General features: G+C 70.7%; 23 protein-coding genes and 1 tRNA gene. 9 read left to right on the forward strand and 15 right to left on the reverse strand.

Translation table 11 applies throughout. The features are described from left to right. Window positions 1-35 precede the first annotated feature (35 nt). A complete protein-coding gene (locus GEV27_RS15070) occupies window positions 36-533 on the forward strand; it encodes a flavin reductase family protein (RefSeq protein ID WP_153909441.1) in 498 nt (165 codons plus the stop codon). Between the two features lie 79 nt (window positions 534-612). On the opposite strand, the gene GEV27_RS15075 is transcribed toward GEV27_RS15070, so the two are convergent. Next, window positions 613-1923: a D-arabinono-1,4-lactone oxidase gene (locus GEV27_RS15075; protein WP_153909440.1), complete on the reverse strand. Its 1311-nt coding sequence runs from the start codon at window positions 1921-1923 to the stop codon at window positions 613-615. Beyond that, complete coding sequence (locus GEV27_RS15080; RefSeq protein WP_153909439.1) at window positions 1920-3083, reverse strand: alanine racemase; 1164 nt, start codon at window positions 3081-3083, stop codon at window positions 1920-1922. Before GEV27_RS15080 ends, GEV27_RS15075 begins: the two co-directional genes overlap by 4 nt. A gap of 53 nt (window positions 3084-3136) precedes the next feature. Between GEV27_RS15080 and GEV27_RS15085 the strand changes: the two genes are divergently transcribed. Both GEV27_RS15085 and GEV27_RS15090 read left to right on the forward strand, forming a co-directional pair. Then, window positions 3137-3952, forward strand: a complete 816-nt coding sequence (locus GEV27_RS15085; RefSeq protein ID WP_153651686.1) for a hypothetical protein — start codon at window positions 3137-3139, stop codon at window positions 3950-3952. 36 nt (window positions 3953-3988) lie between these two features. Continuing rightward, window positions 3989-4064 (forward strand) — tRNA-Thr (locus GEV27_RS15090). A gap of 7 nt (window positions 4065-4071) precedes the next feature. Here GEV27_RS15090 and GEV27_RS15095 read toward each other — a convergent pair. From GEV27_RS15095 to GEV27_RS15110, 4 genes are all read right to left on the reverse strand, one after another. Beyond that, window positions 4072-5256, reverse strand: a complete 1185-nt coding sequence (locus GEV27_RS15095; protein WP_153909438.1) for an HNH endonuclease signature motif containing protein — start codon at window positions 5254-5256, stop codon at window positions 4072-4074. A 76-nt stretch (window positions 5257-5332) separates the two neighbouring features. Continuing rightward, on the reverse strand, window positions 5333-6028 hold the full coding sequence (locus GEV27_RS15100) for a hypothetical protein (RefSeq protein WP_153909437.1): 696 nt from the start codon (window positions 6026-6028) through the stop codon (window positions 5333-5335). Continuing rightward, the gene (locus GEV27_RS18280) at window positions 6025-8331 is read right to left on the reverse strand and encodes a bifunctional diguanylate cyclase/phosphodiesterase (RefSeq protein WP_194944227.1); all 2307 of its coding nucleotides are present in this window, start codon (window positions 8329-8331) and stop codon (window positions 6025-6027) included. The genes GEV27_RS15100 and GEV27_RS18280 overlap by 4 nt, the downstream gene beginning before the upstream one ends. A gap of 4 nt (window positions 8332-8335) precedes the next feature. Further along, window positions 8336-9673 (reverse strand): aspartate aminotransferase family protein, encoded by a 1338-nt coding sequence (locus tag GEV27_RS15110; RefSeq protein WP_153909435.1) that lies wholly within the window; start codon window positions 9671-9673, stop codon window positions 8336-8338. Between the two features lie 255 nt (window positions 9674-9928). On the opposite strand from GEV27_RS15110, the gene GEV27_RS15115 reads away from it, so the two are divergent. The 3 genes from GEV27_RS15115 to GEV27_RS15125 all read left to right on the forward strand — a co-directional run bounded on the left by GEV27_RS15115 (window position 9929) and on the right by GEV27_RS15125 (window position 13456). Continuing rightward, the gene (locus GEV27_RS15115; protein ID WP_153909434.1) at window positions 9929-10642 is read left to right on the forward strand and encodes a VOC family protein; all 714 of its coding nucleotides are present in this window, start codon (window positions 9929-9931) and stop codon (window positions 10640-10642) included. A 73-nt stretch (window positions 10643-10715) separates the two neighbouring features. Continuing rightward, window positions 10716-11066 carry a UBP-type zinc finger domain-containing protein gene (locus GEV27_RS15120; RefSeq protein WP_309222292.1) on the forward strand — a complete coding sequence of 117 codons (351 nt, stop codon included), beginning with the start codon at window positions 10716-10718 and terminating at the stop codon, window positions 11064-11066. Between the two features lie 5 nt (window positions 11067-11071). Continuing rightward, on the forward strand, window positions 11072-13456 hold the full coding sequence (locus GEV27_RS15125) for an excinuclease ABC subunit UvrA (RefSeq protein ID WP_153934966.1): 2385 nt from the start codon (window positions 11072-11074) through the stop codon (window positions 13454-13456). On the opposite strand, the gene GEV27_RS15130 is transcribed toward GEV27_RS15125, so the two are convergent. Then, complete coding sequence (locus tag GEV27_RS15130) at window positions 13429-14394, reverse strand: WYL domain-containing protein (RefSeq protein ID WP_309222293.1); 966 nt, start codon at window positions 14392-14394, stop codon at window positions 13429-13431. The two genes, GEV27_RS15125 and GEV27_RS15130, sit on opposite strands and share 28 nt — an antisense overlap. 89 nt (window positions 14395-14483) lie before the next feature. Between GEV27_RS15130 and GEV27_RS15135 the strand changes: the two genes are divergently transcribed. Continuing rightward, on the forward strand, window positions 14484-14900 hold the full coding sequence (locus GEV27_RS15135) for a DUF1761 domain-containing protein (RefSeq protein ID WP_153909431.1): 417 nt from the start codon (window positions 14484-14486) through the stop codon (window positions 14898-14900). Between the two features lie 3 nt (window positions 14901-14903). Here GEV27_RS15135 and fdhD read toward each other — a convergent pair whose 3' ends face one another. The 4 genes from fdhD to GEV27_RS15155 form a co-directional block, all read right to left on the reverse strand. Beyond that, complete coding sequence (gene fdhD, locus GEV27_RS15140; protein WP_153909430.1) at window positions 14904-15734, reverse strand: formate dehydrogenase accessory sulfurtransferase FdhD; 831 nt, start codon at window positions 15732-15734, stop codon at window positions 14904-14906. Window positions 15735-16023: 289 nt separating this feature from the next. Next, on the reverse strand, window positions 16024-17157 hold the full coding sequence (locus tag GEV27_RS15145; RefSeq protein ID WP_153651696.1) for an AI-2E family transporter: 1134 nt from the start codon (window positions 17155-17157) through the stop codon (window positions 16024-16026). A gap of 54 nt (window positions 17158-17211) precedes the next feature. After that, a complete protein-coding gene (locus tag GEV27_RS15150; RefSeq protein ID WP_153909429.1) occupies window positions 17212-17892 on the reverse strand; it encodes a uracil-DNA glycosylase in 681 nt (226 codons plus the stop codon). Beyond that, window positions 17889-19046 (reverse strand): MFS transporter, encoded by a 1158-nt coding sequence (locus GEV27_RS15155; RefSeq protein ID WP_309222294.1) that lies wholly within the window; start codon window positions 19044-19046, stop codon window positions 17889-17891. Before GEV27_RS15155 ends, GEV27_RS15150 begins: the two co-directional genes overlap by 4 nt. 57 nt (window positions 19047-19103) lie before the next feature. Between GEV27_RS15155 and GEV27_RS15160 the strand changes: the two genes are divergently transcribed. Then, complete coding sequence (locus GEV27_RS15160) at window positions 19104-20324, forward strand: MFS transporter (protein ID WP_153651698.1); 1221 nt, start codon at window positions 19104-19106, stop codon at window positions 20322-20324. 119 nt (window positions 20325-20443) lie between these two features. Here GEV27_RS15160 and ald read toward each other — a convergent pair whose 3' ends face one another. After that, a complete protein-coding gene (gene ald / locus GEV27_RS15165; RefSeq protein WP_153909428.1) occupies window positions 20444-21553 on the reverse strand; it encodes an alanine dehydrogenase in 1110 nt (369 codons plus the stop codon). 130 nt (window positions 21554-21683) lie between these two features. Here ald and GEV27_RS15170 point away from each other — a divergent pair, with 130 nt between their 5' ends. Then, on the forward strand, window positions 21684-22151 hold the full coding sequence (locus GEV27_RS15170) for an Lrp/AsnC family transcriptional regulator (protein WP_309222295.1): 468 nt from the start codon (window positions 21684-21686) through the stop codon (window positions 22149-22151). A 13-nt stretch (window positions 22152-22164) separates the two neighbouring features. On the opposite strand, the gene GEV27_RS15175 is transcribed toward GEV27_RS15170, so the two are convergent. From GEV27_RS15175 to GEV27_RS15185, 3 genes are read right to left on the reverse strand one after another with little or no spacing between them, the layout of a single operon-like run. Continuing rightward, complete coding sequence (locus GEV27_RS15175) at window positions 22165-23205, reverse strand: GNAT family N-acetyltransferase (protein WP_228765276.1); 1041 nt, start codon at window positions 23203-23205, stop codon at window positions 22165-22167. Window positions 23206-23241: 36 nt separating this feature from the next. Beyond that, window positions 23242-23826, reverse strand: coding sequence for a GNAT family N-acetyltransferase (locus GEV27_RS15180; protein ID WP_153909425.1), 585 nt, complete (start codon window positions 23824-23826; stop codon window positions 23242-23244). Window positions 23827-23830: 4 nt separating this feature from the next. Next, window positions 23831-24322: an ASCH domain-containing protein gene (locus tag GEV27_RS15185; protein WP_153651703.1), complete on the reverse strand. Its 492-nt coding sequence runs from the start codon at window positions 24320-24322 to the stop codon at window positions 23831-23833. Between the last annotated feature and the right edge of the window lie 30 nt (window positions 24323-24352).

Below are 24352 nucleotides of genomic sequence, written 5' to 3' on the forward strand. Positions count from 1 at the left end.
GGCACGGTTTCGCGCCCCGGCCTAACGTCGAGACCATGAGGCAAGAACCACGCATCGACGCCGAGGTGCTGCAGAAGTCGTTCCGGTCCGCGATGGGCAATGTCGCTGCTGCCGTGTCGGTCGTGACCACGTTCCACGACGGCGGCCCGCACGGCACGACCGTGAGCGCGTTCTCGTCGTTGTCGATGGATCCGCCGATGCTGCTGGTCTCGCTCGACAACAGGTCGAATCTCCTCGCCAAGCTCGAGGTGGGATCTCGCATCGGCGTCAACGTCCTCGCGGCGCACCAGGAGCAGGTGGCCATGCGGTTCGCCGGCAAGGGCGACGACAAGTTCCTCGACGTGCCCTGGCAGCTCGAGGACGGGGCGCCCGCTCTGCGCGAGCGGCACGCCTGGGTCGCGCTGACGGTGGAACGCCTCGTGGTCGCCGGCGACCACACCCTCGTCCTCGGCGACGTCGAGGCAGCCGACTCGACCGACGCGGCCCCGCTGACGTACTGGCAGCGCACCTTCGGCACCCACACCCCGCGCTGACCCCACCCAGATTTGCGGACTCCTGCACGCTTTGTCGGGCAAAAAGCGTGCAGGAGTCCGCAAATCGGGGCGGGGTGGATCAGCCGAGGACGCGGTCGAGATAGGCGTTGCTGAACGTACGTCCGGGATCGAGCTGGTCGCGGATGTCCACGAAATCGTCGAAGCGGGAGTACGTCTTGGCGAAGTACGACGCGTCGAGGGTGTGCATCTTGCCCCAGTGCGGACGCCCCTCGTGCGCGGTGAAGATGTCCTGCGCGGCGGCGAAGTACGCCGTGGGGTCGCTGCGCCAGTACTGGTGGACCGCGACGTAGCAGTTGTCACGCTCGTGGCCGGTCGACAGCCAGACGTCGTCCGCCGCGGTGAACCGCACCTCGATCGGGAACGAGATGTTCTGGTGGCCGGCGCCGAACCAGGCCGCGAGCTCACCGAGCACGTGGGGGAGGGCTTCGCGCGGCATCGCGAACTCGGACTCGCGGAAGCGCACCCGGCGGGAGGAGACGAACACGTTGTAGGAGTCGTCGACGTACTCCCGGGCGCTCAGGGCGGACGCCGCGAGGGTGTTGACCCGGGGAACCAGGGCGCGACGCCTCGCGACGACCCGGTTGATGCCCTCGAACGCGGTGTTGCTGAGGAGCTCGTCGTCGAGCCAGTGGCGAAGACGCCCGACGGGCCGGCGTCCGGTGCCGTCGGGCACGCGGTTGTTGCGCTTGACCGACGTCTTCTCGGTGTGCGGGAACCAGTAGAACTCGAAGTGGTCGTTGTCGGCGACGAGCTCGTCGACCCGGCCGAGCACCTCGGGCAGCGGCATCGGCTCCTCGCGGGCGTGCAGCAGGAACGCCGGGACGCACTGCAACGTCACCTCCGTCACGATCCCGAGCGCGCCCAGCGTCACCCGACTGGCGCCGAACCACTCGTGCTGGTCGTCGATCTCCAGGACGTCGCCCGAGGCGGTCACGAGCTGGACCGCGACGACAGCGGCCGAGATGCCGAACAGCCTGCCGCCCGTGCCGTGCGTGCCGGTCGACACCGCCCCGGCCACCGACTGCGGGTCCACGTCACCGAGGTTCGGCAGGGCCAGCCCCCGCGCGTGCAGCTGGGGGTTGAGCTCGTGCAGCGAGATGCCGGCCTGCACCCGGACGCGTCCGGTCGCGGTGTCGGCGCCGAGGATCGCGTTCATGCGGTCGAGCCGCAGCAGGACGCCGTCCGTCGCCGCGATCGCGGTGAACGAGTGGCTCGCGCCGACCGCCTTCACCGGGAGCCCGGCGGCGACGGACTCGCGGACGACCCGGACGACCTCGGCGCTCGATCCGGGATGCGCGATGCGCACGGGGTGCGTCGTGACGTTGCGGCCCCAGTTCTGCCACGTCGGTGAGGTCGTCCGAGCCGTCATCCGAAGTTCCGGCCCTCTCCGCGATACGTCGGCGTGAGGTCCACGGAGCCGTCCGCCCCGACCACCGCGACCTGGTCGAAGCGCTCGCACATCTCACCGGCCTTGGCGTACCGCATGACGACGCGGTCGCCGATGGACAGGCCTCGGGCCGTGTCGCCCTTGACCGGGCTCTGCACCTCACCGGCGCCCTCGGTGCCGATCGCCGTGAGGCCCTCAGGCCAGGTGGGCGCAGGCTGACGGTTCTTGTTGGTCGGGCCCGAGGCGACGTATCCCCCCGCGAACAGGGTCGCGATGTCCGGGGCGGGCTTGCGCACGACCGACAGCACGAAGTACGCCGCGGGGCGCGACGTGAAGGCGTCATAGCCGTCGAACAGGACGGGGGAGAACAGGCCGGAGCCCGCGGTCAGCTCGGTGATCGCACGGTCCCGCCCGGTGACCTCGAGGCTGCCGGTGCCGCCGGCGTTCACGATCTCCAGATCGGCGTGCTGCCGCACGGCGTCCACGACCCGGGTGCGCCGCTCGAGGAGCTCGGCGGCCGACCGCTTCTTGACCAGGCGCACCGCGCGGGAGGAGTCGGGCAGTCCCGCGATCTGCGCGTCGTAGAACATCAGTCCCACGAGGTCGAAGCCGCGCCGCTTCTCGATCGCCGCGGCCAGGGCCCCGGCCTGCGCAGCCGAGTGGACGGGGGAGCGCCGGACGCCGAGGTGGACGGGGCCCAGCTTGAGCGAGGCGTCCACGTCGATGCAGACCCGGATCGGCGGGTGGTCGGCGCCGAGCAGGGAGTCGATGTGGTCGAGCGACTCGGTGCTGTCCACCATGACGGTGATCGCGGCCAGCCGGGCTTCGTCGGCGACGAGGGCCTCCAGGGCCGTCCGGCTGGTGGTCGGATAGGCCAGGAGGACGTCGTCCGCCCCGTGGTCGACGAGCCAGTTGGACTCCGCGAGCGAGTAGGACATGATCCCTGCGAACCCGTCACGGGCGAGGGTCTGGTCGATGATCGAGCGGACGCGCACGGACTTGCTCGCGACGCGGATCGGCACGCCGGCGGCACGGTGGACCAGGTCCGTCGCATTGGCCCACAGCGCCGGGGCGTCGACCACGGCGAACGGCGTGTCCAGGGCCGCCGTCGCGTCGAGCAGGCGGTCGTACGGCTGTGGCATCTCGTCAGTATGTCGCACCGCGGTTCCACGTCCCGGTCACCGATACTGGAACGATGCGCAGACTTCTCGGGACGTTCGTGGCAGGGCTCGTGGTGTGTGCCGGGTGCACCTCCGGATCCGACGAGCAGCCCTCGCCCGCACCGGCCAGCCCCCCGGCGTTGTCCCTCGCGTCCCTGGACCTCGGCTGGTCCACGGCGCAGGGCAAGCTCGACGCCGGCGATCCGCCTCCGGCCCCCGAAGGCGTCAACCCCCTCACGTACGAGCGCATGGCCGCGGACCTCGCGAGCTGGGCGCGGGTCACGACGGTCGACGACTCGGTGTGGCACGCGGCCAAGCCGGTCGACGCAGTGTCCGAGGTGCTCCCGGCCCGGGCCGCCGCGGCACTGCGCAAGCAGGCCCGGAGCGCGGTCTCCCCGCGGCTCGCGGTCGCCAACGTGTTCGCCGACGACGTCACCGTGCTCGGCACCCCACAGGTGTCCACTGCCTGGCAGGTGTCGCAGGCCGACGACGAGGACGGCAAGCCCTACGTCGTGCTCGAGCTGCAGACCCGCGCCGCGTACGAGGTGCGCCTCGGCTCGGACGGACCCGTCCGGGTGATCGGGATGCTCCGCGTGCACGGGCTCAGCGCGTACGCCGACACGACGGACGACTTCGGCGTCAGCGGGGGCTGGCAGGAGTTCGGCGCGGGCGACTGCGCCCTCGCGCTGGACGACCAGCTCGTCCCTGAATCGGACCTGGAGGAGACCCGCTCCGACCTGCAGACCTTCCAGCGGGTCGGCGACGCGGACGACGTCGAGATGCCCGATCTGGGTGACGACGAGCAGGTCGACGCGGACTATCTCCAGCGGTGCCGGGCGGGCCAGGTCTAGACCTCGCTACGATGGACCCCGGGCCTCGGCCCATACGCCTCTGTAGCTCAGTTGGTAGAGCGCCTTACTTGTAATAAGGATGTCGCGGGTTCGAATCCTGTCGGAGGCTCCATGTGAGTTCAAGCGGCGACGTACTCCATCGCGAAGTGGGTCGCGGGTGGGTGGATCTCGATGACGATCGGCTCGGGTGGCGGGTGCGGTGGGCCGGTCGACCAGTGCAGGAGACCGTGGCCCTTGAGGTTGTGATGTCTTCGGCACAGCGGTCCCATGTTGTCGCCACTGGTGGGACCAACCGGGTGGGGTATTCGGTGGTCCAGATCGCACCGCTCCGACGGCACCATGCACCCGGGCGCCTGACAGACCCCGTGGAGGAACTGCAAAGCGACGGCCAGGGTGTCGGGTGCGAACCGGCCCACGTACTCGTGGGCCAGGACGTCGTCGTCGACGGGGTCGACGACGATGCGGTGCCAGAACGTGCTGCCGGTCGCGGTCACGTCCGCGAGCCAGGGGGCGGGGACAGCCCAGGCGCCGTCGGTGGACTCCGCGAAACCGGGCGCAGCACCGGCGAGCACGTCGGCTGAGACGGTGACGGCAATGTTGGCGTCGATGCCCGCCTTCGCGGCCTCGGAGCTGGTGCACCAGGCGACCAGCAGGTCGGCCTCGCGCTGGGCGACGGTGCGGTCGTCATCGGGCTCGACCGGCTTGCGAGCGTCCTTGCGAAGGCGGGCTTCGATGGCGGCTGCCTGGTGGGACGGCAGGTAGGCGTTGAGCCAGGACATCGAGTCATCCCCGTGAGTGACCGTCACGTGCCGGTCGGCGCGTTCGGTCTCGGCCCGTTCAATCGCGAGGTCGGCCTCGACACGCTGGACGAACCGGCGCAGCCACTGCCGCAGCTCGGCGCCGGTGTGGCTGGTCGCGTAGCCGATGACCCGACTCTCGAGGCGGGCGATGGACTCATCCCGGTGCAGCTTTTCGATCGCGGCGCTGATGTCGCGGACGCGGGAGAAGTCGATCAACCCGTCGACAAACGCAGCCCACACCTGCGGAGTCTTCTCGCGCACGCGATCGGCGATCGACAGGAGCAGATGGATCTGCGCCTCCGACATCCCGGTGGCTTCGCCGATCGTCAACGCGATCGCCGACCGCTCGATCTTGCGCCGAAGTGACGACTCGATCAGGGCAGTGCGAGCCATCTCCGCGTCGCGGAAATCGGCCATCCGCCCGATCGCGTACGCCTCGGCCATGGCCTGCCAGCGCACGACATCGGACAGATCATCTGTCGTCGGAGCTGTCGTGGTGGCCATACCTCAAACCTAGAGGTCGCCACTGACACTTCTCCCTGCGAGCGCAGAGGTTTTCGACGATGCCAGCGCAGAACGCCTAGGCGTCCGCGGGTGTCACGCTCTTGCGTCGCCAGACCCAGTCGCTCGGCATCGAGATGCCGTCCAGGCCGGTGCCCTGGAAGATCAGCCGGTACGCGTCGGGGCTCTCCTGCCGCTGCTGGTCGAGGCCACGGTTCACGTGGGACCACAGCGGCGTGCTGCTGGCTGAGCCGAGGTACTCGCCGGTCTTGGTGCCCGGCAGGGCCTGCGTCGGCATGCCGAGGCTGGTCAGCAGCTGACGTGCGTGCGAGTCCATGATCATCACGACGAACTCGATGTCGTTGGCGTAGATCGCCCGGATGAGGCCGTGGTAGAGCGCGCTCGCGCACAGCCCTCCCCGTCCGGCGCCGGGTCGGACCGCGATGGTCGCGATGTCCCACGTCCGGTCGGGGTTGATGCCGGCCGAGCGTGCCGACCTCAGGCCGTCGACGTGCCACGGCGGGCGGCTCACGTCGTTCAGCGTCTTCAGGCCGGCGGGCCCGGGGGCGATGAACCGGGCGACGGCCACCGCGCGGCCGTCGTCCTCGAGGATCGTCATGAAGCCGGTCGAGTCCTCGTACGCGCCGTACTCGACCTCGAACTCCTCGGCGGTGTTGCCGTAGGCCTCGAGGAAGACGTCCGCCTCGCACTGCCGGGCAGCGGCCAGCTCGTCGCCCACCGGGTCGAACACGAATCTCAGCGGTGCAGAAGTCATCGTGACTCCTTCCTCTCTTGCTCAGGTCTGTCCAGCTCGGTTTCGGATGCCGCCGACGGCGACGGGACGAGCTCGCGGTCCGCTGCGGCTCGCTCGCTGAGCCACGCGTCGATCTGCCACGGAGGCATCGGTCGCCCGATGTGATATCCCTGCACCTCGTCGATGCCCATCGCCACCAAGGCAGCGAGATCCGCGGCGTTCTCGACGCCCTCGGCGACAATACGCATCTCCAGGGCGTGTGCGAGCTGAATGGTCGAAGCCACGATCATCCGGCTGCGATCGTCGGTCGCGACGTCCCCGATCAGGGTGCGGTCGATCTTGAGCTCCTGCACCGGCAGGTTGCGCAGGTACGCGAGCGAGGAGAACCCCGTGCCGTAGTCGTCGATCGAGATCTGGACGCCGTGGTCACGCAGCTCGAGGAGGATCTCACGGGTGTGCTGCGGGTCGGCGAGGAAGGAATCCTCGGTCACCTCGAGCACGAGGCGGTCCGGCGGCACCTTCACCCGGTCGATGGCGGCGAACAGGTGCGGCAGGAAGGTCGGGCCGAGCAGCTCCGGGGGAGCGCAGTTGATCGCGACGTTGAGGTCCACGCCTGCTTCGTGGCGGGCCTGGAGGTCGTCGACGACCTGCGTGACCACGGACTCGGAGAGCTTGCCCATCAGGCCAGCGCGCCTGGCGGCCGGCAGGAACGTGACCGGGCTGATGACGCCCTGCGTGGGATGGCGCCAGCGGACGAGCGCCTCGAGCCCGCAGACCCGCATCGTCGCCGCGTCGACCTGCGGCTGGTACCAGACCTCGATCTGGCCCTCGGCAATTCCTCGCCGCAGCTCCTCGGCCAGCTTCAGACGCGAACGGGTGAACTCGTCCAGCTCGGCGTCGTAGAGCGCCGCGCCCAGGCCCGAGTTCTTGGCCTGGTACATCGCGACGTCCGCACGGCGCATGACCTCGCCGCCGTCCTGGTCGCCCGGTCCGGCGACCGTGACCCCGATCGAGCCCGCCGGCGAGATCTCGATCCCCTCGACCGAGATGGGCTTGGCGAGCTCTGCCAGCACGCTCTGGGCCGTCTCCATCAGCTCGATCTCGTCGGTGGTCCGCATGATGATCGCGAACTCGTCGCCGCCCAGACGGGCGACCCGGGCCGGCAGCTCCACCGCCTCGCGCAGGCGGACTCCAACGAGCATCAGGACCGTGTCACCTGCACGGTGGCCGAGCGAGTCGTTGATCTCCTTGAAGCCGTCGAGGTCGAGCAGCATGAGGGCCAGGGGGGTGCGATCGGCCAGGCCCTCGGACAGCCATGCACGCACGGCCCGCCGGTTGGGCAGCTTGGTCAGGTCGTCGGTCTGGGACAGCGCGAAGGCGTCGTTCGCGCGGTTGGCGTCCCTGAGGGCCAGGGCCAGACGGGCACCGACGGCAGCCAGGGTCAGCATCGCGGGGGGCAGCATGTAGTAGCCGAGCGTCTGGTCGGGACGAACCGTCAGCACCGCCAGGGCGATGACGCCGGCACCGACCAGCACGAACGTGTCGCCGGATCGCGGGACCGCGCGGATCACGGTCTGCGCGGGCCGGCAGGCGGCCGCGACGAGGAGCGAGAACCCGGCACCCCAGAGGGCGTAGCTGAGGGTGCCGAAGTCGTAGGTGGTGGCTGATCCCTGCAGGGCCAGGCCCGAGTCCGCGACTGCCAGCAGGACGAACGCCATGCCGGTCATCCAGGACTTGCGGCGGTCGATCCGCGTCTGGAGCAGCGACTGCCCCAGGACCACGAGCGCGAGGATCATGTCGGCCATCGGATAGATCAACGCCAGCAGCAGTGACGAGCCCTCCTGGTGGGAGACGGCCCGCACCGGTGTGACCAGCAGGAGCGAGGCCAGGCAGGCGGTGCCTCCGCAGATGATGATGATGTCGAGCCAGGCGCGAGCCGGGCGGGACTGGCGGCGGTCCACGTCGCGCAGCAGATATCCGGCCATCCCGAGGTAGGAGAGCAGGAAGAGCCACTCACCCGGCGCGGGGAACTGGGTCTGGCCGTCGACCCGCGCGGCGTTGACCGAGATCGACCCCACCGACCAGGCCGCGATCGACGCGAGCAGCAGCAGGAGAGTCGTCCGCCGCCCGGGGTGCAGGAATGACACCAGGGCGAGGCGCAGGACGAGCAGCGGGAAGAAGATGGCCAGGGAGGTGAGCACGACCTCGGGGGTCTTGACGTCGGCCGCCGGCTTGGTGATCTCGTTGACCACCAGGCCCGTGGTCATCACCGCCCACGGCAGCGGTGCCACGATGGCCTGCGCGATGTTGACCCGCGAACGCACTGATTCATCCGTTGGGCGCATGGCACTCCAGGGTCTTCAGGACGAGATCGACGTCATCGGTCGAGGTCAGTGGGTTGACGAAGCACAGGCGGAGCACCGATTCGCCGTCGAACGTGGTGGGGGTGACCAGCGCGAGGCCGTTGGCCTGGATCTCGGCGGACCAGGCCGAGTAGTGCTCCGCGGTCCACCCGCGTCGCCGGAACAGGACGACGGACAGGTGTGGCTCGGTGACGATCTCGAGATGGGGGAGCGTCTCGATCTGCTTGGCCGCGTACTCGGCGACCGCGAGGCACTGCTCGACCGCGTCGACGTACGCATCGGTGCCGTTGGCCACGAGCGAGGCCCACACCGGCACCCCGCGGGCGCGGCGGGTCAGGTGGGCCGCGTAGTCGGCGGGGTTGTCGGCCCCGTCGTCCTCGACCGCCTCGAGGTACACCGCGCGCTGCTGGTGGGCAGCCCGCGCGATCGCGGGGTCGAGGTAGAGCACCGCAGCGCAGTCGAACGGTGTGAAGAGCCACTTGTGCGGATCGATCGTGACCGAGTCGGCGTGCTGGATCCCGTCGAACTCGGCGCGGCGGCCGGGTGCCAGGAGCGCGGCACCGCCGTACGCGGCGTCGACGTGCAACCAGATCCCGCGCACCTCGCAGCACTCGGCGATCTCGCGCAGGGCGTCGATCGCCCCGGTGTTGGTTGCGCCCGCGTTGGCGACGACGGCGACCACGTCGTCGGGGTCGAGGCCGTCCAGCACGACAGTGAGCTCATCGGCGTGGAGCGGCCGGTCGGGGGTGCCGACCGAGAGCACCTGGCACCCCATGATCCCGGCCGCGGCGCGGACCGAGGAGTGGGTCGAGGCGCTGGCCACGATGATGCCGGGCATCCCTCCGCGCTCGGTGACCCGTTGATGGCGGGCGGTGACGAGCGCGCTGAGGTTGGCCAACGATCCGCCGGCCACGAACACCCCATGGGACTGCTCGGGGTAGCCGATGGTGTCGCACAGCCACCGGATCGCCACGCGCTCGGCCGCGACGACGTCACCGGCCTCGAGCTCGCTGCCGCCGTAGACCGCAGCGGCCGACAGGGCGGCGTCCGCGATGACGGCGGCCGGCGTCGGGGAGCCGCCGACGAACGCGAGGTAGCGGGGATGGTCGGTGGGGAAGCTCGAGGGCAGGAGGACGTCGCGCAACGCAGCCCAGGTCGCGCGGATCCCGATGCCCGAGCCGGTCACCTCGGGGAGCGCTGCCGCTCCGGCGGGGCGCGGGGGAACGGGTGCGTCGCGGCGGTCGGCGATCCAGCTCGCGAGCTCGCCCAGCACTTGCCGATCCTGGAGCGCGAAGTCGTGCACGTCGCCCCGCCGATCCTAGAAGTGAGTCGCGAACGGTCACCCACATGAACCTCTGACGCCGGCCCCTGTCGCGTCGTCCCAGCCGCGCGAGAACAGGATAGCGGGACGAGCCTCCGCCCGGGGCTGAGACGTGGCCGCGCCCGTGCCGTCGTGACCACACCGTTGCGCGGGAGGTCGCCGCCGTCCTAGCGTGAGGTGTCCGCGCGACGAGCCGGGAAGGCCCCGAACCGTGGCGCGAGGACCTCCGGAGGACTGATGCCGTCCACTCTCGTGGCTCTCTGCTTCGGCGCCCGGGAGCCTGCCGCCCTGGCGCAGTTCTGGGCCCGCCTGCTCGATCGCGAGACGACGGCGGGGCCTGACGGCAGCACGGACGTCGAGCCCGCCGGTGCCGCCGACCTCCGGATCCGGTACGTCCCGTTCGACCACCCGAGGCGCGGCCCCAACCAGACGCACCTGCACCTGACGAGCACGTCGCCGGAGCACCAGCTGGCGACGGTCGACCGTGCCCTCGCGCTCGGCGGCAGCCACCTCGACGTCGGCCAGCTGCCCGAGGAGGCGCACATCGTCCTGGCCGACCCCGAGGGCAACGAGTTCTGCGTGATCGAGGCCGACAACGGCTTCCTTGCCGACACCGCACCGCTCGGCGAGCTGTCGTGCGACGGGTCGGCAGCGGTGGGCCGCTTCTGGAGCGGGGCCCTCGGGTGGCCGTTGGTCTGGGACCAGGACGAGGAGACGGCCATCCAGTCCCCGGCGGGTGGCACCAAGATCAGCTGGGGTGGGCCTCCGTCCCGGGACAAGCGCGGCCGCAATCGTTTGTACCTCGCGCTCGCACCGACGGGCGCCACCGAGGTCGAGATCGACCGGTTGATCGCGCTCGGCGCGGCGCGGGCCGAGCACCTGGACGCAGAGCTCGGCGGGGCCGCGCTGACCGATCCGGGCGGCAACGAGCTCGTGCTGCTCGAGCCGTGACGAGCGACCCCCTGCCGCGCCGGGCCGGGAAGTGCGAGGATCGGAGCCTCACCTCACTGCGTCAGGAGGAGCCGTGCCCACATCCCAGGACGGCATCGCGCCCACGGTCCCACCGTCCGGCGACGGCTGCGCCGAGTGCCTCGCGGCGAACGGCTGGTGGTTCCACCTGCGCAGGTGTGCCGAGTGCGGGCACGTGGGCTGCTGCGACAGCTCGCCCGGACAGCACGCATCCGCCCACTTCCAGGAGACCGGGCACCCGGTGATGCAGTCCTTCGAGCCGGGGGAGAGCTGGCTGTGGGACTTCCGCACGGAGCAGGCCTTCTCGGGTGTCGAGCTCGCCGCGCCCACGAGTCGTCCAGCCGACCAGCCCGCGCCCGGACCGGCCGGCTCGGTGCCCGCGGACTGGCAGTCGAGGCTGCACTGACCGACATGGTGACCTCCCACGACAGCACGCACCCGGCTGACTCCCACGACCTGATCCGAGTGGTCGGTGCCCGCGAGAACAATCTGAAGGACGTCAGCGTCGTCCTGCCCAAGCGCCGGCTCACGGTCTTCACGGGTGTCTCCGGCTCGGGCAAGAGCTCGCTGGTCTTCGCCACGATCGCCGCGGAGTCGCAACGGATGATCAACGAGACCTACAGCTCGTTCGTGCAGGGATTCATGCCGCGGATGGCCCGCCCGGACGTCGATGTGCTCGACGGGCTGACCACCGCGATCATCGTCGACCAGGAACGGATGGGCTCGGACCCCCGCTCGACGGTCGGGACGGCGACGGACGTCAACGCGATGCTGCGCCGACTCTTCAGCCGGCTCGGCGAGCCGCACATCGGCGGCCCCCAGGCGTTCTCGTTCAACGTCGCCTCGATGTCCGGCGCGGGGGCGGTCACGATGGAGAAGGGCGGACGGCAGACCAAGGAGCGGCGCAGCTTCAGCGTCACCGGCGGCATGTGCCCGCGGTGCGAGGGCCGCGGAGCGGTCAACGACTTCGACCTCACGGCCCTCTACGACGAGACCAAGTCCATCAACGAGGGTGCGCTGACCATCCCCGGCTGGAGCATGGACGGCTGGCAGGGGCGCATCCTGCGCGGTGTCGGGCTGTTCGACTGCGACAAGCCGATCTCGACGTTCACGGCCAAGGAGCTCGACGCCCTCCTGCACCAGGAACCCATCAGGATCAAGGTCGACGGCATCAACCTGACCTTCATGGGCATCATCCCGCAGATCCAGAAGTCGTTCCTGGCCAAGGACGTCGACGCGATGCAGCCGCACATCCGCGCATTCGTCGAGCGCGCGATCACGTTCACGACCTGCCCCGACTGCGAAGGCACCCGGCTGAGCGCGGAGGCGCGGTCCTCGCGGATCCGGGGCAAGAACATCGCCGATCTGTGCGCGGTCCAGATCAGCGATCTCGCGGGGTGGATCGCCGATCTTGACGAGCCCTCGGTGGCCCCTCTCGTCACGGCCCTGTCCGAGACGCTGGACTCGTTCGTCCAGATCGGTCTGGGCTATCTCTCGCTCGACCGCCCGTCCGGGACGCTGTCCGGCGGCGAGGCGCAGCGGACCAAGATGATCCGGCACCTCGGATCGGCCCTCACCGACGTCACGTACGTCTTCGACGAGCCCACGATCGGACTGCACCCGCACGACGTCCAGCGCATGAACGACCTGCTGACCCAGCTGCGCGACAAGGGCAACACGGTCCTGGTCGTCGAGCACAAGCCCGAGGCCATCGCGATCGCCGACCACGTCGTCGACCTGGGTCCGGGCGCGGGCACCGCAGGCGGGGAGATCGTCTTTGAGGGGACGGTCGAGGGGCTCCGGGCCAGCGACACGCTCACCGGACGGCACCTCGACGACCGCTCGAGGGTGAAGGAGACGGTGCGCCCGGCCTCCGGCGCGCTGGAGATCCGCGGCGCGAGCACCCACAACCTGCGCGACGTTGACGTGGACATCCCCCTCGGGGTGCTCACGGTCGTCACCGGGGTCGCCGGCTCCGGCAAGAGCTCGCTGATCCACGGCTCGGTGTCCGGGCGAGACGGCGTCGTAGCGGTCGACCAGAGCGGCATCAAGGGGTCGAGACGCAGCAACCCTGCGACGTACACCGGCCTGCTCGAGCCGATCCGCAAGGCGTTCGCGAAGGCCAACGGGGTGAAGCCCGCGCTGTTCAGCCCCAACTCCGAGGGGGCGTGCCCGACGTGCAAGGGAGCGGGCGTCATCTACTCCGATCTCGGGGTGATGGCCGGCGTCGCGACCCCCTGCGAGGACTGTGAGGGCAAGCGGTTCCAGCCCGCGGTGCTCGAGTACACCTTCGGTGGCCGCACCATCAGCGAGGTGCTCGCGATGCCGGTCTCGGAGGCCGCGCAGCTCTTCGGCTCCGGCGAGGCCCGGGTGCCCGCGGCGCACAAGATCCTGCTGCGGCTCGAGGACGTCGGCCTCGGGTACGTGAGCCTCGGCCAGCCGCTGACGACCCTGTCAGGAGGAGAGCGCCAGCGGCTCAAGCTGGCGACGCACATGGGCGCCGATGGGGGCGTGTTCGTGCTGGACGAGCCCACCACTGGTCTCCACCTCGCCGACGTCGAGAACCTCCTCGGGCTGCTCGATCGCCTGGTGGACGCGGGCACGTCGGTCATCGTGATCGAGCACCACCAGGCCGTCATGGCGCACGCCGACTGGATCATCGACATCGGTCCCGGTGCGGGCCACGACGGCGGCACGGTCGTCTTCGAGGGCACCCCGGCCGATCTCGTGGCCGATCGGTCCACGCTGACGGGTCAGCATCTCGCGGCCTACGTGGGGGAGCCGGCCCGCGCGTAGCGGGCGGCCAGCGCCTCGAAGGCCGCCGCGAGCTCCGGCGGGCCGACCACCTCGATCTCGGCATCGTGCCGGCCGAGCAGCGCGGCCAGCCCGATCCACGACCACGCGCCCTGGACGAGGCGGCAGCGATCCGCGCCGAGCGGCTCGACCGTGGCGTCACGCACGTACGGCGACACCTCGGCAGCGGGCCGGTGAACGACGACCTCGCCCCGGCACGGCCAGTCGGTCCTTCCGTCGGATCCGCGGAACCGGCCGTTGACGAAGGCGGCGAGGTCGCCGCCGGGCACCTCGCGCGGCTCGAACCGCGGACCGTTCGGCGTTCGCGGGGCGATGCGATCGACGCGGTACGTCCGCCAGTCCTCGCGCTCGAGGTCCCACCCCACCAGGTACCACCGGCCGCTGCGGGCGACCAGGTGAAGCGGCTCGGCCCGTCGGGGCCCCGGGCCGCGGGCGCCGGATGGCGAGGCGTAGTCGAACCGGAGCACCTCCCGCCTGCGGATCGCGGTGCTCAGCTCGGCCAGCAGGCCGGTGTCGACGGGGGGCGTCTCCGGCCGGCCGACGGCGGTGACCTCGACGGCGTCGATGCGGTGGCGCAGGCGCGCCGGCATGACCTGCCGGACCGTGGCGAGGGCCCGGGCGGCGGCTTCATCGATGCTCGCCCCCGAGGTCGCGGCCAGCCGCAGCGCGACCGCGAGGGCGACGGCCTGCTCGTCGTCGAACAGCAGCGGGGGCAGCTCGGTGCCCGCCTCCAGCCGGTAGCCGCCGTCCGGTCCCTTCGACGCCACGACGGGATAGCCGAGCTCGCGCAGGCGATCCACGTCGCGGCGGACGGTGCGCGCACTGACGTCGAGGCGGTGAGCCAGCACCGCACCCGGCCAGTCGCGGCGTGCCTGCAGGAGGGACAGGAGCGACAGCAGCCGGGAGGAGGTCGTGGTCACGGATCTCAGTCTGCTGGCAGAAGGGGACAGAACCTGTCCTCTTCTGTCGAGAGTCTGGAGGGACCAACCACACAGAAGCGGAGCACCACATGTTCGACGTCATCCCTGAGCTCAACTGGCTTGCGATCCTGCTGTCCACCGGCGTCCTCGCCGTGCTGGGCGGAATCTACTTCGGGGCTCTCGTGCCGCGGCAGTACGTCGCGGTGCTGGGGCGCCAGGACCTGCCCGCGCCTGAGCCGGGCCTCGTGACGTACGCGGGCCCGGTGGCCTGCATGTTCGTGGTCGTCGTGACCAACGCAGTCCTGATGGCAGCCCTCGGTGTCGAGTCGATCGGGGACGCCTTGGCGTTCGGCGCGATCGTGGGCGTCGGCTACCTCGTCGCCATGGCGTTCAACATCGCCATCAACCCGAGCTTCCCGCGCCCGTTCGCGTACGGCCTGCTCAACACCCCGTACTTCCTGGGCGGCAGCCTCATCAGCTGCGCGATCCTGGAAGTCGTCGGCTGAGGGTCACTCGGAGATGCGGTGCGCTCCTGCGTACGCGTTGAAGGCCCCGCCCCGGCTGAACCCGACGAGCGTCATGCCGGCCACCTCGGCGTGCTCGACGGCCAGCGAGGAGGGCGCGGACACCGCGGCGAGCACCGGGATGCCGGCCATGTGGGCCTTCTGGACGAGCTCGAACGACGCCCGGCCGGAGACCTGCAGGCTCATCCCGCGCAGGGGCAGGCGTCCCTCGCGCAGGGCCCACCCCACGACCTTGTCGACCGCGTTGTGGCGTCCGACGTCCTCGCGCAGGCACACCAGCTCGCCGGCGGCGTCGAACAGGCCGGCAGCGTGCACGCCGCCCGTGCGGTCGAAGACCTTCTGGTGCTCGCGCAACCGGTCGGGGAGGGAGCCGATCAGCGAGGCGGGCCAGGTCTGGTCGTCGTCCACCCGGCCGAAGTGCGTGGCCTTCTCGACCGCCTCGATCGAGGCCGTGCCGCAGATGCCGCACGAGCTGGACGTGTAGACGTGGCGCTCGAGCGACAGGTCAGGGGGCGCGGTGTCTGCGCTCAGCTGGGCGTCGACCACGTTGAACGTCTGCAGGCCGTTCTCATCCGTGCCGGCGCAGAAGCGCAACGACACGAGCTGCTCCGCGGACCAGATGACGCCTTCGGACACGAGGAAGCCGGCCACCAGGTCGAAGTCGTCGCCGGGGGAGCGCATCGTGACCGAGAACGAGCGGCCGTTGACCCGGATCTCGAGCGGCTCCTCGACGGCGAGGGTGTCCTCGCGCTGGACCGTCGCCGCTGCGGGGTCGAAACGGGTGACGCGCGTGCGACGGGTGAGACGGCCGGCCATGACAAGAACTCTACGTCGCACAGCCCCACGCGCTCGCCGAGAGCCGCGGCTTGGGCCGGGCACTGATCGGCTCGGCGGTCCCGACCGGGGGACCGAGGATGAGGGTTCTGGGTCGTTGGGGCTGCCGCAAACCCTCATCGTCCGTCCGGTCCCGTGCCGAGGATGAGGGTTCTGGGTCGCTGGGGCTGCCGCAAACCCTCATCGTCCGTCCCCTTCGGCGGCGACGACGAACCGGCCACCGACGAGCCGTCTCCGGCGGCCCACCGGCGTCTGGGCGGGCGTGGAGTGGTCAGTCGTCCCTGGACGGTTCGGCCGCTCGGGCGTCTTCCTTGGGCGCCAGCACCGACACCGAGTCGTCGATGCGCTCGTTGACGTAGCGCAGGATCTCCGCGACGCTCGCTGCCACGGGGACCGCGAGGAATGCGCCGGTGATGCCGAACATCGAGCCGCCTGCGGTGACGCTCATCAGCACGACGGCGGGGTGCAGATTCATGTTCTTGCCCTGCAGCAGCGGCGACAGCACGTTGCCCTCGAGCTGCTGGACCGCGACGACGATCACCAGGGCGATGAGTGCCGCCTTGAAGTCGTTCGTGACGATCGTGACCAGGACGGCCAGGGCGCCACTGACGAACGCGCCGACGATCGGGATGTAGCCGCCGAAGAAGGTGATGACCGCGAGCGGCACCGCCAAGGGCGAGCCGAGGATCCACAGGCCGCCGCCGATGATGATCGCGTCGATCAGCGCGACGAGGGTCTGGGTGCGGATGAAGCCGCCCAGCGTCGCCCACACCCGGCCGAGGACCTCCGACAGGTGCGCGCCGGTGCGCTGGCCGCCCAGGGCGTTGAGCCAGGGCAGGAACTTGTGCCCGTCCTTGACGAAGAAGAACGTCAGCATCAGGACGAGGATGATGTTGACGATGATGGACGTCGCCGTGCTGAGGGTCGAGAAGACGCCCGAGCTGATCGCGGTGGCGCTCGACTGCAGCTTCTCCTGGACGGCCTCGATCGCCCGGGAGATCTGGCCGTCGGAGAGGTTGAGGGGCTCGCCGGTGACCCAGTCCCTGACCTTCTGCAGGCCGTCGGTGGCGTTGGACGCGATCTCGCCGGCCTGTCCTGCGACCTGGGGGGTGAGGACCGCGATGACACCCATGAGGGCGGCGATGAAGCTGACGACGACGAGTGCCGCGGCCAGGGCGGAGGGCCAGCCCTTGGACCGCAGGAACGCGACGGGGGGCCCGAGCACGGTGGAGACGATGAGCGCCATCGACACCGGGAACAGCACGATCCACACGTGGCCGATGCCCCAGCCGATGACGTACGCCGCAGCGGCGATCACGATGATGCGCAGACCCCACCGTTGCAGGTTGCCGAAGCCTTCGTCGATGACGACGCCTCGATCTCGGATCCTCTGGTTCTCAGCCACGGATCCACCCTAGTGGTCCTCGCCGCATGTGCCGACCTGCGGACGTCGCCCGGGCTATCGGTCGGCGAGGCTCCAGTCGACCGGCTCGGCCCCTTGTGCGACGAGCAGCTCATTGGCCTTGCTGAAGGGCTTGGAGCCGAAGAATCCCCGCGATGCGGACAGCGGGCTCGGGTGGACCGACTCGATCGCGGGCACGTCGCCGAGCAGCGGCCGCAGGCTCTGCGCGTCGCGGCCCCACAGGATCGCGACGAGGGGCGCATCGCGCGCGACGAGGGCCCGGATCGCCTGCTCCGTGATGGCCTCCCAGCCCTTGCGACGGTGGCTCGCGGACTCGCCGGGGCGGACTGTCAGCACGCGGTTGAGCAGCAGGACGCCCTGCCGTGACCAAGGCGTCAGGTCGCCGGACGGCGCGGGTGGGATGCCGAGGTCGGCCTGCAGCTCGGCGTAGATGTTGACCAGGCTGCGGGGCAGAGGCCGGACGTCCGGCGCCACCGAGAACGACAGCCCGACCGGGTGCCCGGGGGTCGGGTAGGGGTCCTGCCCGGTGATGAGCACCCGGACGTCGGCCATCGGCTGGGCGAAGGCACGCAGGACCAGGTCGCCGTGGGGGAGGTACGAGCGTCCGGCAGCGATCTCCTCACGAAGGAACTGCCCCATCGCGGCGATCTGGTCCGCGACCGGCTCGAGGGCCTCGGCCCAGTCCGGCGCCATGAGCTCGTGGAGAGGTCGGTTCATCGTCGGGACTCCTCGGAGGTGGCCGGTGCCAGTGCGCGCGGTGCCAGCAGTCCCGCAGCGAGGCAGCCGACGATGGGCACCGCGAAGGCGGTCGTGAGAGGGACCCAATGGGTCAGCAGGCCGATCACGGACGGGCCGGCCAGCAGGCCCAGGTAGCCCATGCTCGTGACGCGGGCGAGATACGTCCCCGAGGCGGACTCGTCGACATTTCCCGCGGCGGAGAAGAACTGTGGGACGCAGCCCGCGAGGCCGATGCCGAAGACGCCCCACGCCACGATCGCGAGCTCGGCGTTGGGGGCGAGCGCGGCGCCCAGCAGGCCGGCGGCACCCACGAGCGCCGCCCGCCCGACGTACACCGCGGGTCCCCAGGCGGCGACGACGCGGTCGGCGAACAGCCGCACGATCGTCATCGTGATCGAGAACGCCCCGTAGGCGAACGCCGCGACGGTCTCGCTCGAGCCGAGCGAGTCGCGCAGGTGCACGGTGCTCCAGTCGTACGCGACGCCCTCACCCAGCAGCAGCGCGAACGCGAGCAGACCCAGCAGCAGCACGCGCGACGTCCACGGTGCGCGACCCCGCGGGGGCGCGTCCTCGTGCACCGCGGGTGCCGCGATGAGGGACGGGCGCAGGGAGAGTGCGACCACGACGCCGAGCACTGCGGCTGCTGCCAGGCTCGCCCGCACGTCGACGTCCAGCGCGATGAGCGTGCCGCCCAGGATCGACGCGACCAGGCCGCCGAGCGAGAACAGTGCGTGGAACGCCGACATGATCGGGCGGCCGTACGCCCGCTCGACCACGACCGCCTGCGCGTTCTGCGACACGTCGACGATGCCGTTGAAGAAGCCGACGACCGCCAGGGCGAGCACGAGCTGGAGCCCGTCCGTCGCGAGCGCCGGTCCGGGGATCGTCAGCGCGAGGGCCACGGCGGCCGTCGTCACGACGGGTCGGCTGCCGAAGCGGTCGATCGCCCGTCCGGCCAGCTGCATGCCGATCCACGCGGACGCGCCGAGGACCAGGAGCATCAGCCCGAGATCGGCCTGGTCGACTCCCGTGCGGTCCTTGATCGTCGGGATGTTGACGACCCACATGCCCAGGACGAAGCCGTTGAGCGCAAAGACTCCGGACGTCGCGCGGCGGGCTCTGGTGGGGGGCACCGGACGAGCGTAGCCCCCGAGGGGAGGTCGGGGTGGGCACCGTAGGATGGTCCGGCTGTGTCAGCAATTGCCTCCTACCGCGCGCTCCTGCGGATCGTCGGGCCCGCCTACATCCTTGTAGCCTTCCTCGGGCGAATTCCGCTTGCCATGAGCCAGCTCGGAGTCCTCGTCCTGGTGAGCGAGGCGACCGACCGCTACGGCGTCGGTGGCGCCGCGGCAGGCATCCTCGCGGTCGCCAACGCGATCGGTTCACCGATCTTCGGCGCGCTCTCCGACCGCATCGGCCAGCGTCCGGTCGTGCTGGTCCAGTCGCTCATGGGCGCGGCGGGCCTGGCCGGAATCGTCGCCGTGACGGACTCGGACGCCTCGCGGGTCGCGATCTTCGCGATGGCCGCCATCACCGGCTTCGCGATCCCCCAGGTCGGGCCGCTGGCGCGGGTGCGCTGGCGTCCGATCACCAAGGACAAGGGTGACCAGCGGCGACTGGTCGACGCGGCGTTCTCGTACGAGGGCGCGGCCGACGAGGCGTCGTTCGTCCTGGGCCCGGCGACGATCGGCGTGCTCGCGATCATCGCGGAGCCGTCCGGCGCGCTGCTCGCCGCGGCAGCCCTGCTGGCGATCTTCGGCTCGTGGTTCGCGATCCACCCCACGTCCGCGCTGGTCGCTCGCCGGTCGGCCACCGGCGGCGTCACGAGCGAGCCGCTGTGGACCGGCGTGTTCGTGGTCCTCGTCCTGGCGCAGCTGTGCATCGGCATGATCTTCGGCAGCGTCCAGACCGGCACCACGGTCCTGGCCACGGCCGAGGGGCAGGCGGGTCTGGCGGGCCTCATCCACGCGGTCCTCGGGATCGGCAGCGTCATCGCAGGTCTGGCGATCACGGGGCTGCCCGAGCGCGTGCTGTACGCGACCCGGATGGCCGTCGCCTCGGTCGGGCTGCTGATCCTGACCGCGCCGCTGCTGCTGGTCGACTCGCTGCCGGCGCTCATCACGGTCATCGCTCTCATGGGCTTCGCCGTCGCGCCCTACATGATCAGCAACTTCGCGCTCGCGGGCATCCTCGTCCCGGTGCGCAAGGTCAGCACCGCGATGACGATGCTGGCCGGCGCGACCGGCATCGGCTACGCGCTCGGCGCGGCCGTGGCCGGACGTCTCGCCGACGAGCATGGGCACACCGCGGCGTTCGCGGTGACCGTGGCCGCAGCCGGCCTGGCCGTCGTGATCTCGCTGACCTCCAACAAGGCCCTCCGCCAAGCCGTCCCCGTCGACCAGGGCTACTGACCTCCCGGGTGAGGTTTCCCAGGAGAACCCCGGAAACCTGCACGTCGCGCAGGGCGCACCAGGGGTGAGGCGCCAGTTTCCGAGGATCTCCTGGGAAACTGCGGCGGGGCGGGGCGCGGTCAGAGGGCGGCGAGGGGGGTGACGTCGAGGCCCAGGGCCTCGCCCACGGGGCCGTTGACGAGCTTGCCCTCGTGGGTGCTGAGGCCGCCGGCGAGGGCGGCGTCGTCGGTGACGGCCCGGCGCCAGCCCTTGTCGGCCAGCGCGACCGCGTACGGCAGCGTGACGTTCGTGAGGGCGTACGTCGAGGTGCGCGGCACCGCCCCGGGCATGTTGGCGACGCAGTAGAAGATCGAGTCGTGGACCGGGAAGGTCGGGTCGTCGTGCGTCGTCGGCCGCGAGCTCTCGAAGCAGCCGCCCTGGTCGATCGCGATGTCGACGAGCACCGATCCCGGTCGCATCGTGGCGACCAGGTCGTCACTGATCAGCTTGGGGGCCTTCGCGCCGGGCACCAGCACCGCGCCGATGACGAGATCGGCCTGCTGGACGGCCTTCTCGATCGCGAACGCGTTGGAGGCGACCGTGGTGATCATGCCGGCGAAGCGGGCGTCGACCTGGCGCAGCTTGGTCACGTCGAGGTCGAGGATCTCGACCCGCGCGCCCATCCCGCGTGCCACCTCGGCGGCGTTGACGCCGGACACGCCGGCGCCGATCACCACGACGTCGGCGGGGTAGACGCCGGGCACGCCTCCGGGCAGGACGCCCCGACCGCCGTTGCTGGCCATCAGGTGCTGGAACCCGACCTGGGGGGCCAGTCGCCCGGCCACCTCCGACATCGGCGCGAGCAGCGGCAGCGAGCGGTCGGCGAGCTGCACCGTCTCGTACGCGATCGAGGTGGTCCCCGACGCGAGCAGGGCGTCGGTGCACTCGCGGCTGGCCGCGAGGTGCAGGTACGTGAACAGGGTCTGGCCCGCGCGCATGCGGCCGTACTCCTGCTCGATGGGCTCCTTGACCTTGAGCACCAGCTCGGCGGACGCCCAGACGTCGTCGGGCGAGTCCATGATCTTGGCGCCGGCGGCGACGTACTCGTCATCGGTGATCGAGGAGCCGAGGCCTGCGCCCTGCTCGATCACGACGTCGTGGCCGTGGCGGACCAGCTCGTGCACGCCGGCGGGCGTGATCGCGACGCGGTACTCGTGGTTCTTGATCTCGCGGGGGACGCCGACCAGCATGATTCGCTCCTTCGAAGGGCTTTGTCCCATGGTGAAGGTTCTACGGATGTCGTGGCAACGGTCGAAAGAAGATTCTGTAGAGTCGGGGATGACCGCACCATGTGAGGCAACCGAGGTGACAGGAGTGCCCGTGGCGAAGGATGTTCGTGAGCTGGACGACATCGACGAGCGCATCGTCGCGGCGCTGCGCCGCGAGGGACGGATCCCCAACAACGCGCTGGCCGACAAGGTCGGCATCGCCGCATCCACCTGCCTGACCCGCCTGCGCAGCCTCATCGACCGCGGAGTCATCGCGGGCTTCCACGCCGAGGTCGACCCGGCCTGGCTGGGTCGGCCGATCCAGGCGATGATCGCGGTGCGCCTGCGCAGCGACGCCCGCGGCGCGATCACGGAGTTCTCCGACCGGCTCGCCGGAATGCCAGAGGTGCTGAACGTCTACTTCCTCGCCGGGGCGGACGACTTCCATGTCCACGTCGCGGCACGGGACCCAGAGGACCTGCGGTCGTTCGTGGTCGACCACCTGAGCTCGGCCCCCGAGGTGGCCCTGACCGAGACCAACCTGATCTTCGAGCACAAGCGGGGCCGCCTGGCCGAGTGACCTCGGGCGGTGCTCAGTCCTCGATCCGGATGTCCTTGAACCAGGAGTCGGTCGCGTAGTCGGTCTCGAAGCCGAGCGTCAGGTACAGCTGGTCGGCCTTGGTGGGGGAGTCGGCGTCGACCTCGAGGCCGACCCGGTCACGGCCGCGGGCCGCAGCGTCCGCGATGGCCACGCCGAGCAGCGACTTGGCCACGCCCCGGCCCCGTGCGGACCGATTGACACCGATGTACTCGACGTACGTGCCCTCGGCCCCGCCCTCCTTCGCGGTCAGGACCGAGCAGACGAGCGTCCCGGCGGCGAGGGGATCGCCGCCGTCCTCGGGATCGACGTACGCGAGCCACCAGTGGTCCCAGCTGTGGCCCGGGTCCTCGCGGAGCCGCTGGACGAACTCGGGGAAGCTCTCGCGATAGGAGTTGAAGTGGTCCTCGAACGACTCCTCGAGCATCTGGTGGACGACCTGGAGGTCGGCGGCGACCGGCAGGCCGTTCTCGTGCCGCTCGACCCGGCGCACGGTCACGCCGGCCCGCGGCTCGAGGGCCGCGTCCTCGGCGGTCACCGGCCGTTCCATGTGCAGCCACGTGCGTCGCTTGGCGTAGCCGGCGTCCCGGAGCCAGCCGGCCTGGCGGTGGTCGCCCGCGAACGGGCTCTCGTCCAGGCGGGTCTCGGTGACGCCCCGCAGCCGTGCCATCGACACCGCCGCCGACTCGGCCCAGGCGTAGAAGTCGGCAGCGATCCGGTCGACCTCCGGCACGTCACGGTCGAAGTAGCCCCAGACGAGCGCGCGGCCGGCCGCCCGGTCGTGCACCGTGATCCAGGCGCGGGGCACGTCGTCGTCGCCGACGGCGACGATCTGGCGGCGGGTCCAGGACGCCTGGCCGGCGACCTCCGACTCGATGCCGGCCGGGTCGACGTGTGCCTCGCCGGTTCCCTGGAGCTCGTCGAGACGGCGCAGCTCGACCAGCGCGTCGATGTCGGAGAAGCCGGGAACGCGAGCGCGCCACTGTCCGGGAAGGGTAGGCAGGTCCTGGAGGGAGTCGCTCGTGGTGTCTGTCATCGGGACCATTGTCGCGGATCGCCGGTGCCGCGTGGGTCAGTGGTCGAGACGGGACTTCAGATGGGCCCGCGCGGCAGGCCATTCCTCGTCGATCATCGAGAACAGGACGGTGTCGCGCCACGTGCCGTCGCGGCGGAGCCGGTGCTTGCGCATGACCCCCTCGCGCTGGGCTCCGAGACGGGCGATCGCCTGCTGCGAACGCTCGTTGAAGATGTCGGTGTGCCAGACCACGCGGACGCAGCCGAGGTCGTCGAACGCGCGGGTCAGCAGCAGGAGCTTGGCCTCGGTGTTGATCCCGGTGCGCCAGTGTGCCGAGCCCAGCCAGGTGAAGCCGATCGCGACGGTGCGCAGGGTCTCGTCGACGTCGTAGTACGTCGTGAGGCCCGCGACGCGGCCCGTGGACGTGTCGACCTGCGCCCAGGCCACCAGCGCGGGATCGTCCAGGTAGCGGTCGACGAGCGCGCGGGCCGCCTGCAGATCCCTCGGACGCTCGAACGACAGCCACCGGAAGACCTCGTCCGTGTCGGCCGCGGCGAGCACCCCCTCGGCGTGATCGGGCGTGAGGGGCTCGAGGCGGACGCGTCGGCCGGTCAGGGTCACGGCATGGTGAAAGGTGGGCATCGGATCAGCGCGGGTAGAGGACCCGGAAGCGTTCGAGGACGACCGGCATGGCCGGGTCGAAGCCGCGGTCATGGCTCGCGTGCTCGGTGAAGAAGCGTCGGTGCACCTCGCGCCAGTGCTCGAGCGAACGATCGCCCTCGCCCTCGAGGTGCGCGTGCTCGGCATCGACCGTCTCGAACGGCACCACGTCGACCCGCATGACCTCGATCAGCGCGCGGGGGTGCTGCGAGCCGTCGAGGACGATCGCGAGGTCACCGACGCGGGGCAGCTGCTCGTCCTCGTGGACGTAGTCCCACTCGGCGCTGGCCGTGGCGGTCTTGGTGCCGTCCAGCACGAGCTGGATGAGCTCGTCGGCCTGCTCAGGCGTGGCGCCGAAGGCCCAGGCCGGTGGGACGAGTGCCTCGCCGGAGAACGTCCCCAGGTAGCCGGGCACGGGATTGGTGCGGGTCTGGTGGCGTGCCACCGACCAGAACGCATCGAGCTCGTCGGCAGTCATCCCCCGACCCTATCCACGGACCGCCCTCCG

It is taken from the genome of Aeromicrobium sp. S22 (assembly GCF_009661045.1).
GTDB lineage: Bacteria > Actinomycetota > Actinomycetes > Propionibacteriales > Nocardioidaceae > Aeromicrobium > Aeromicrobium yanjiei.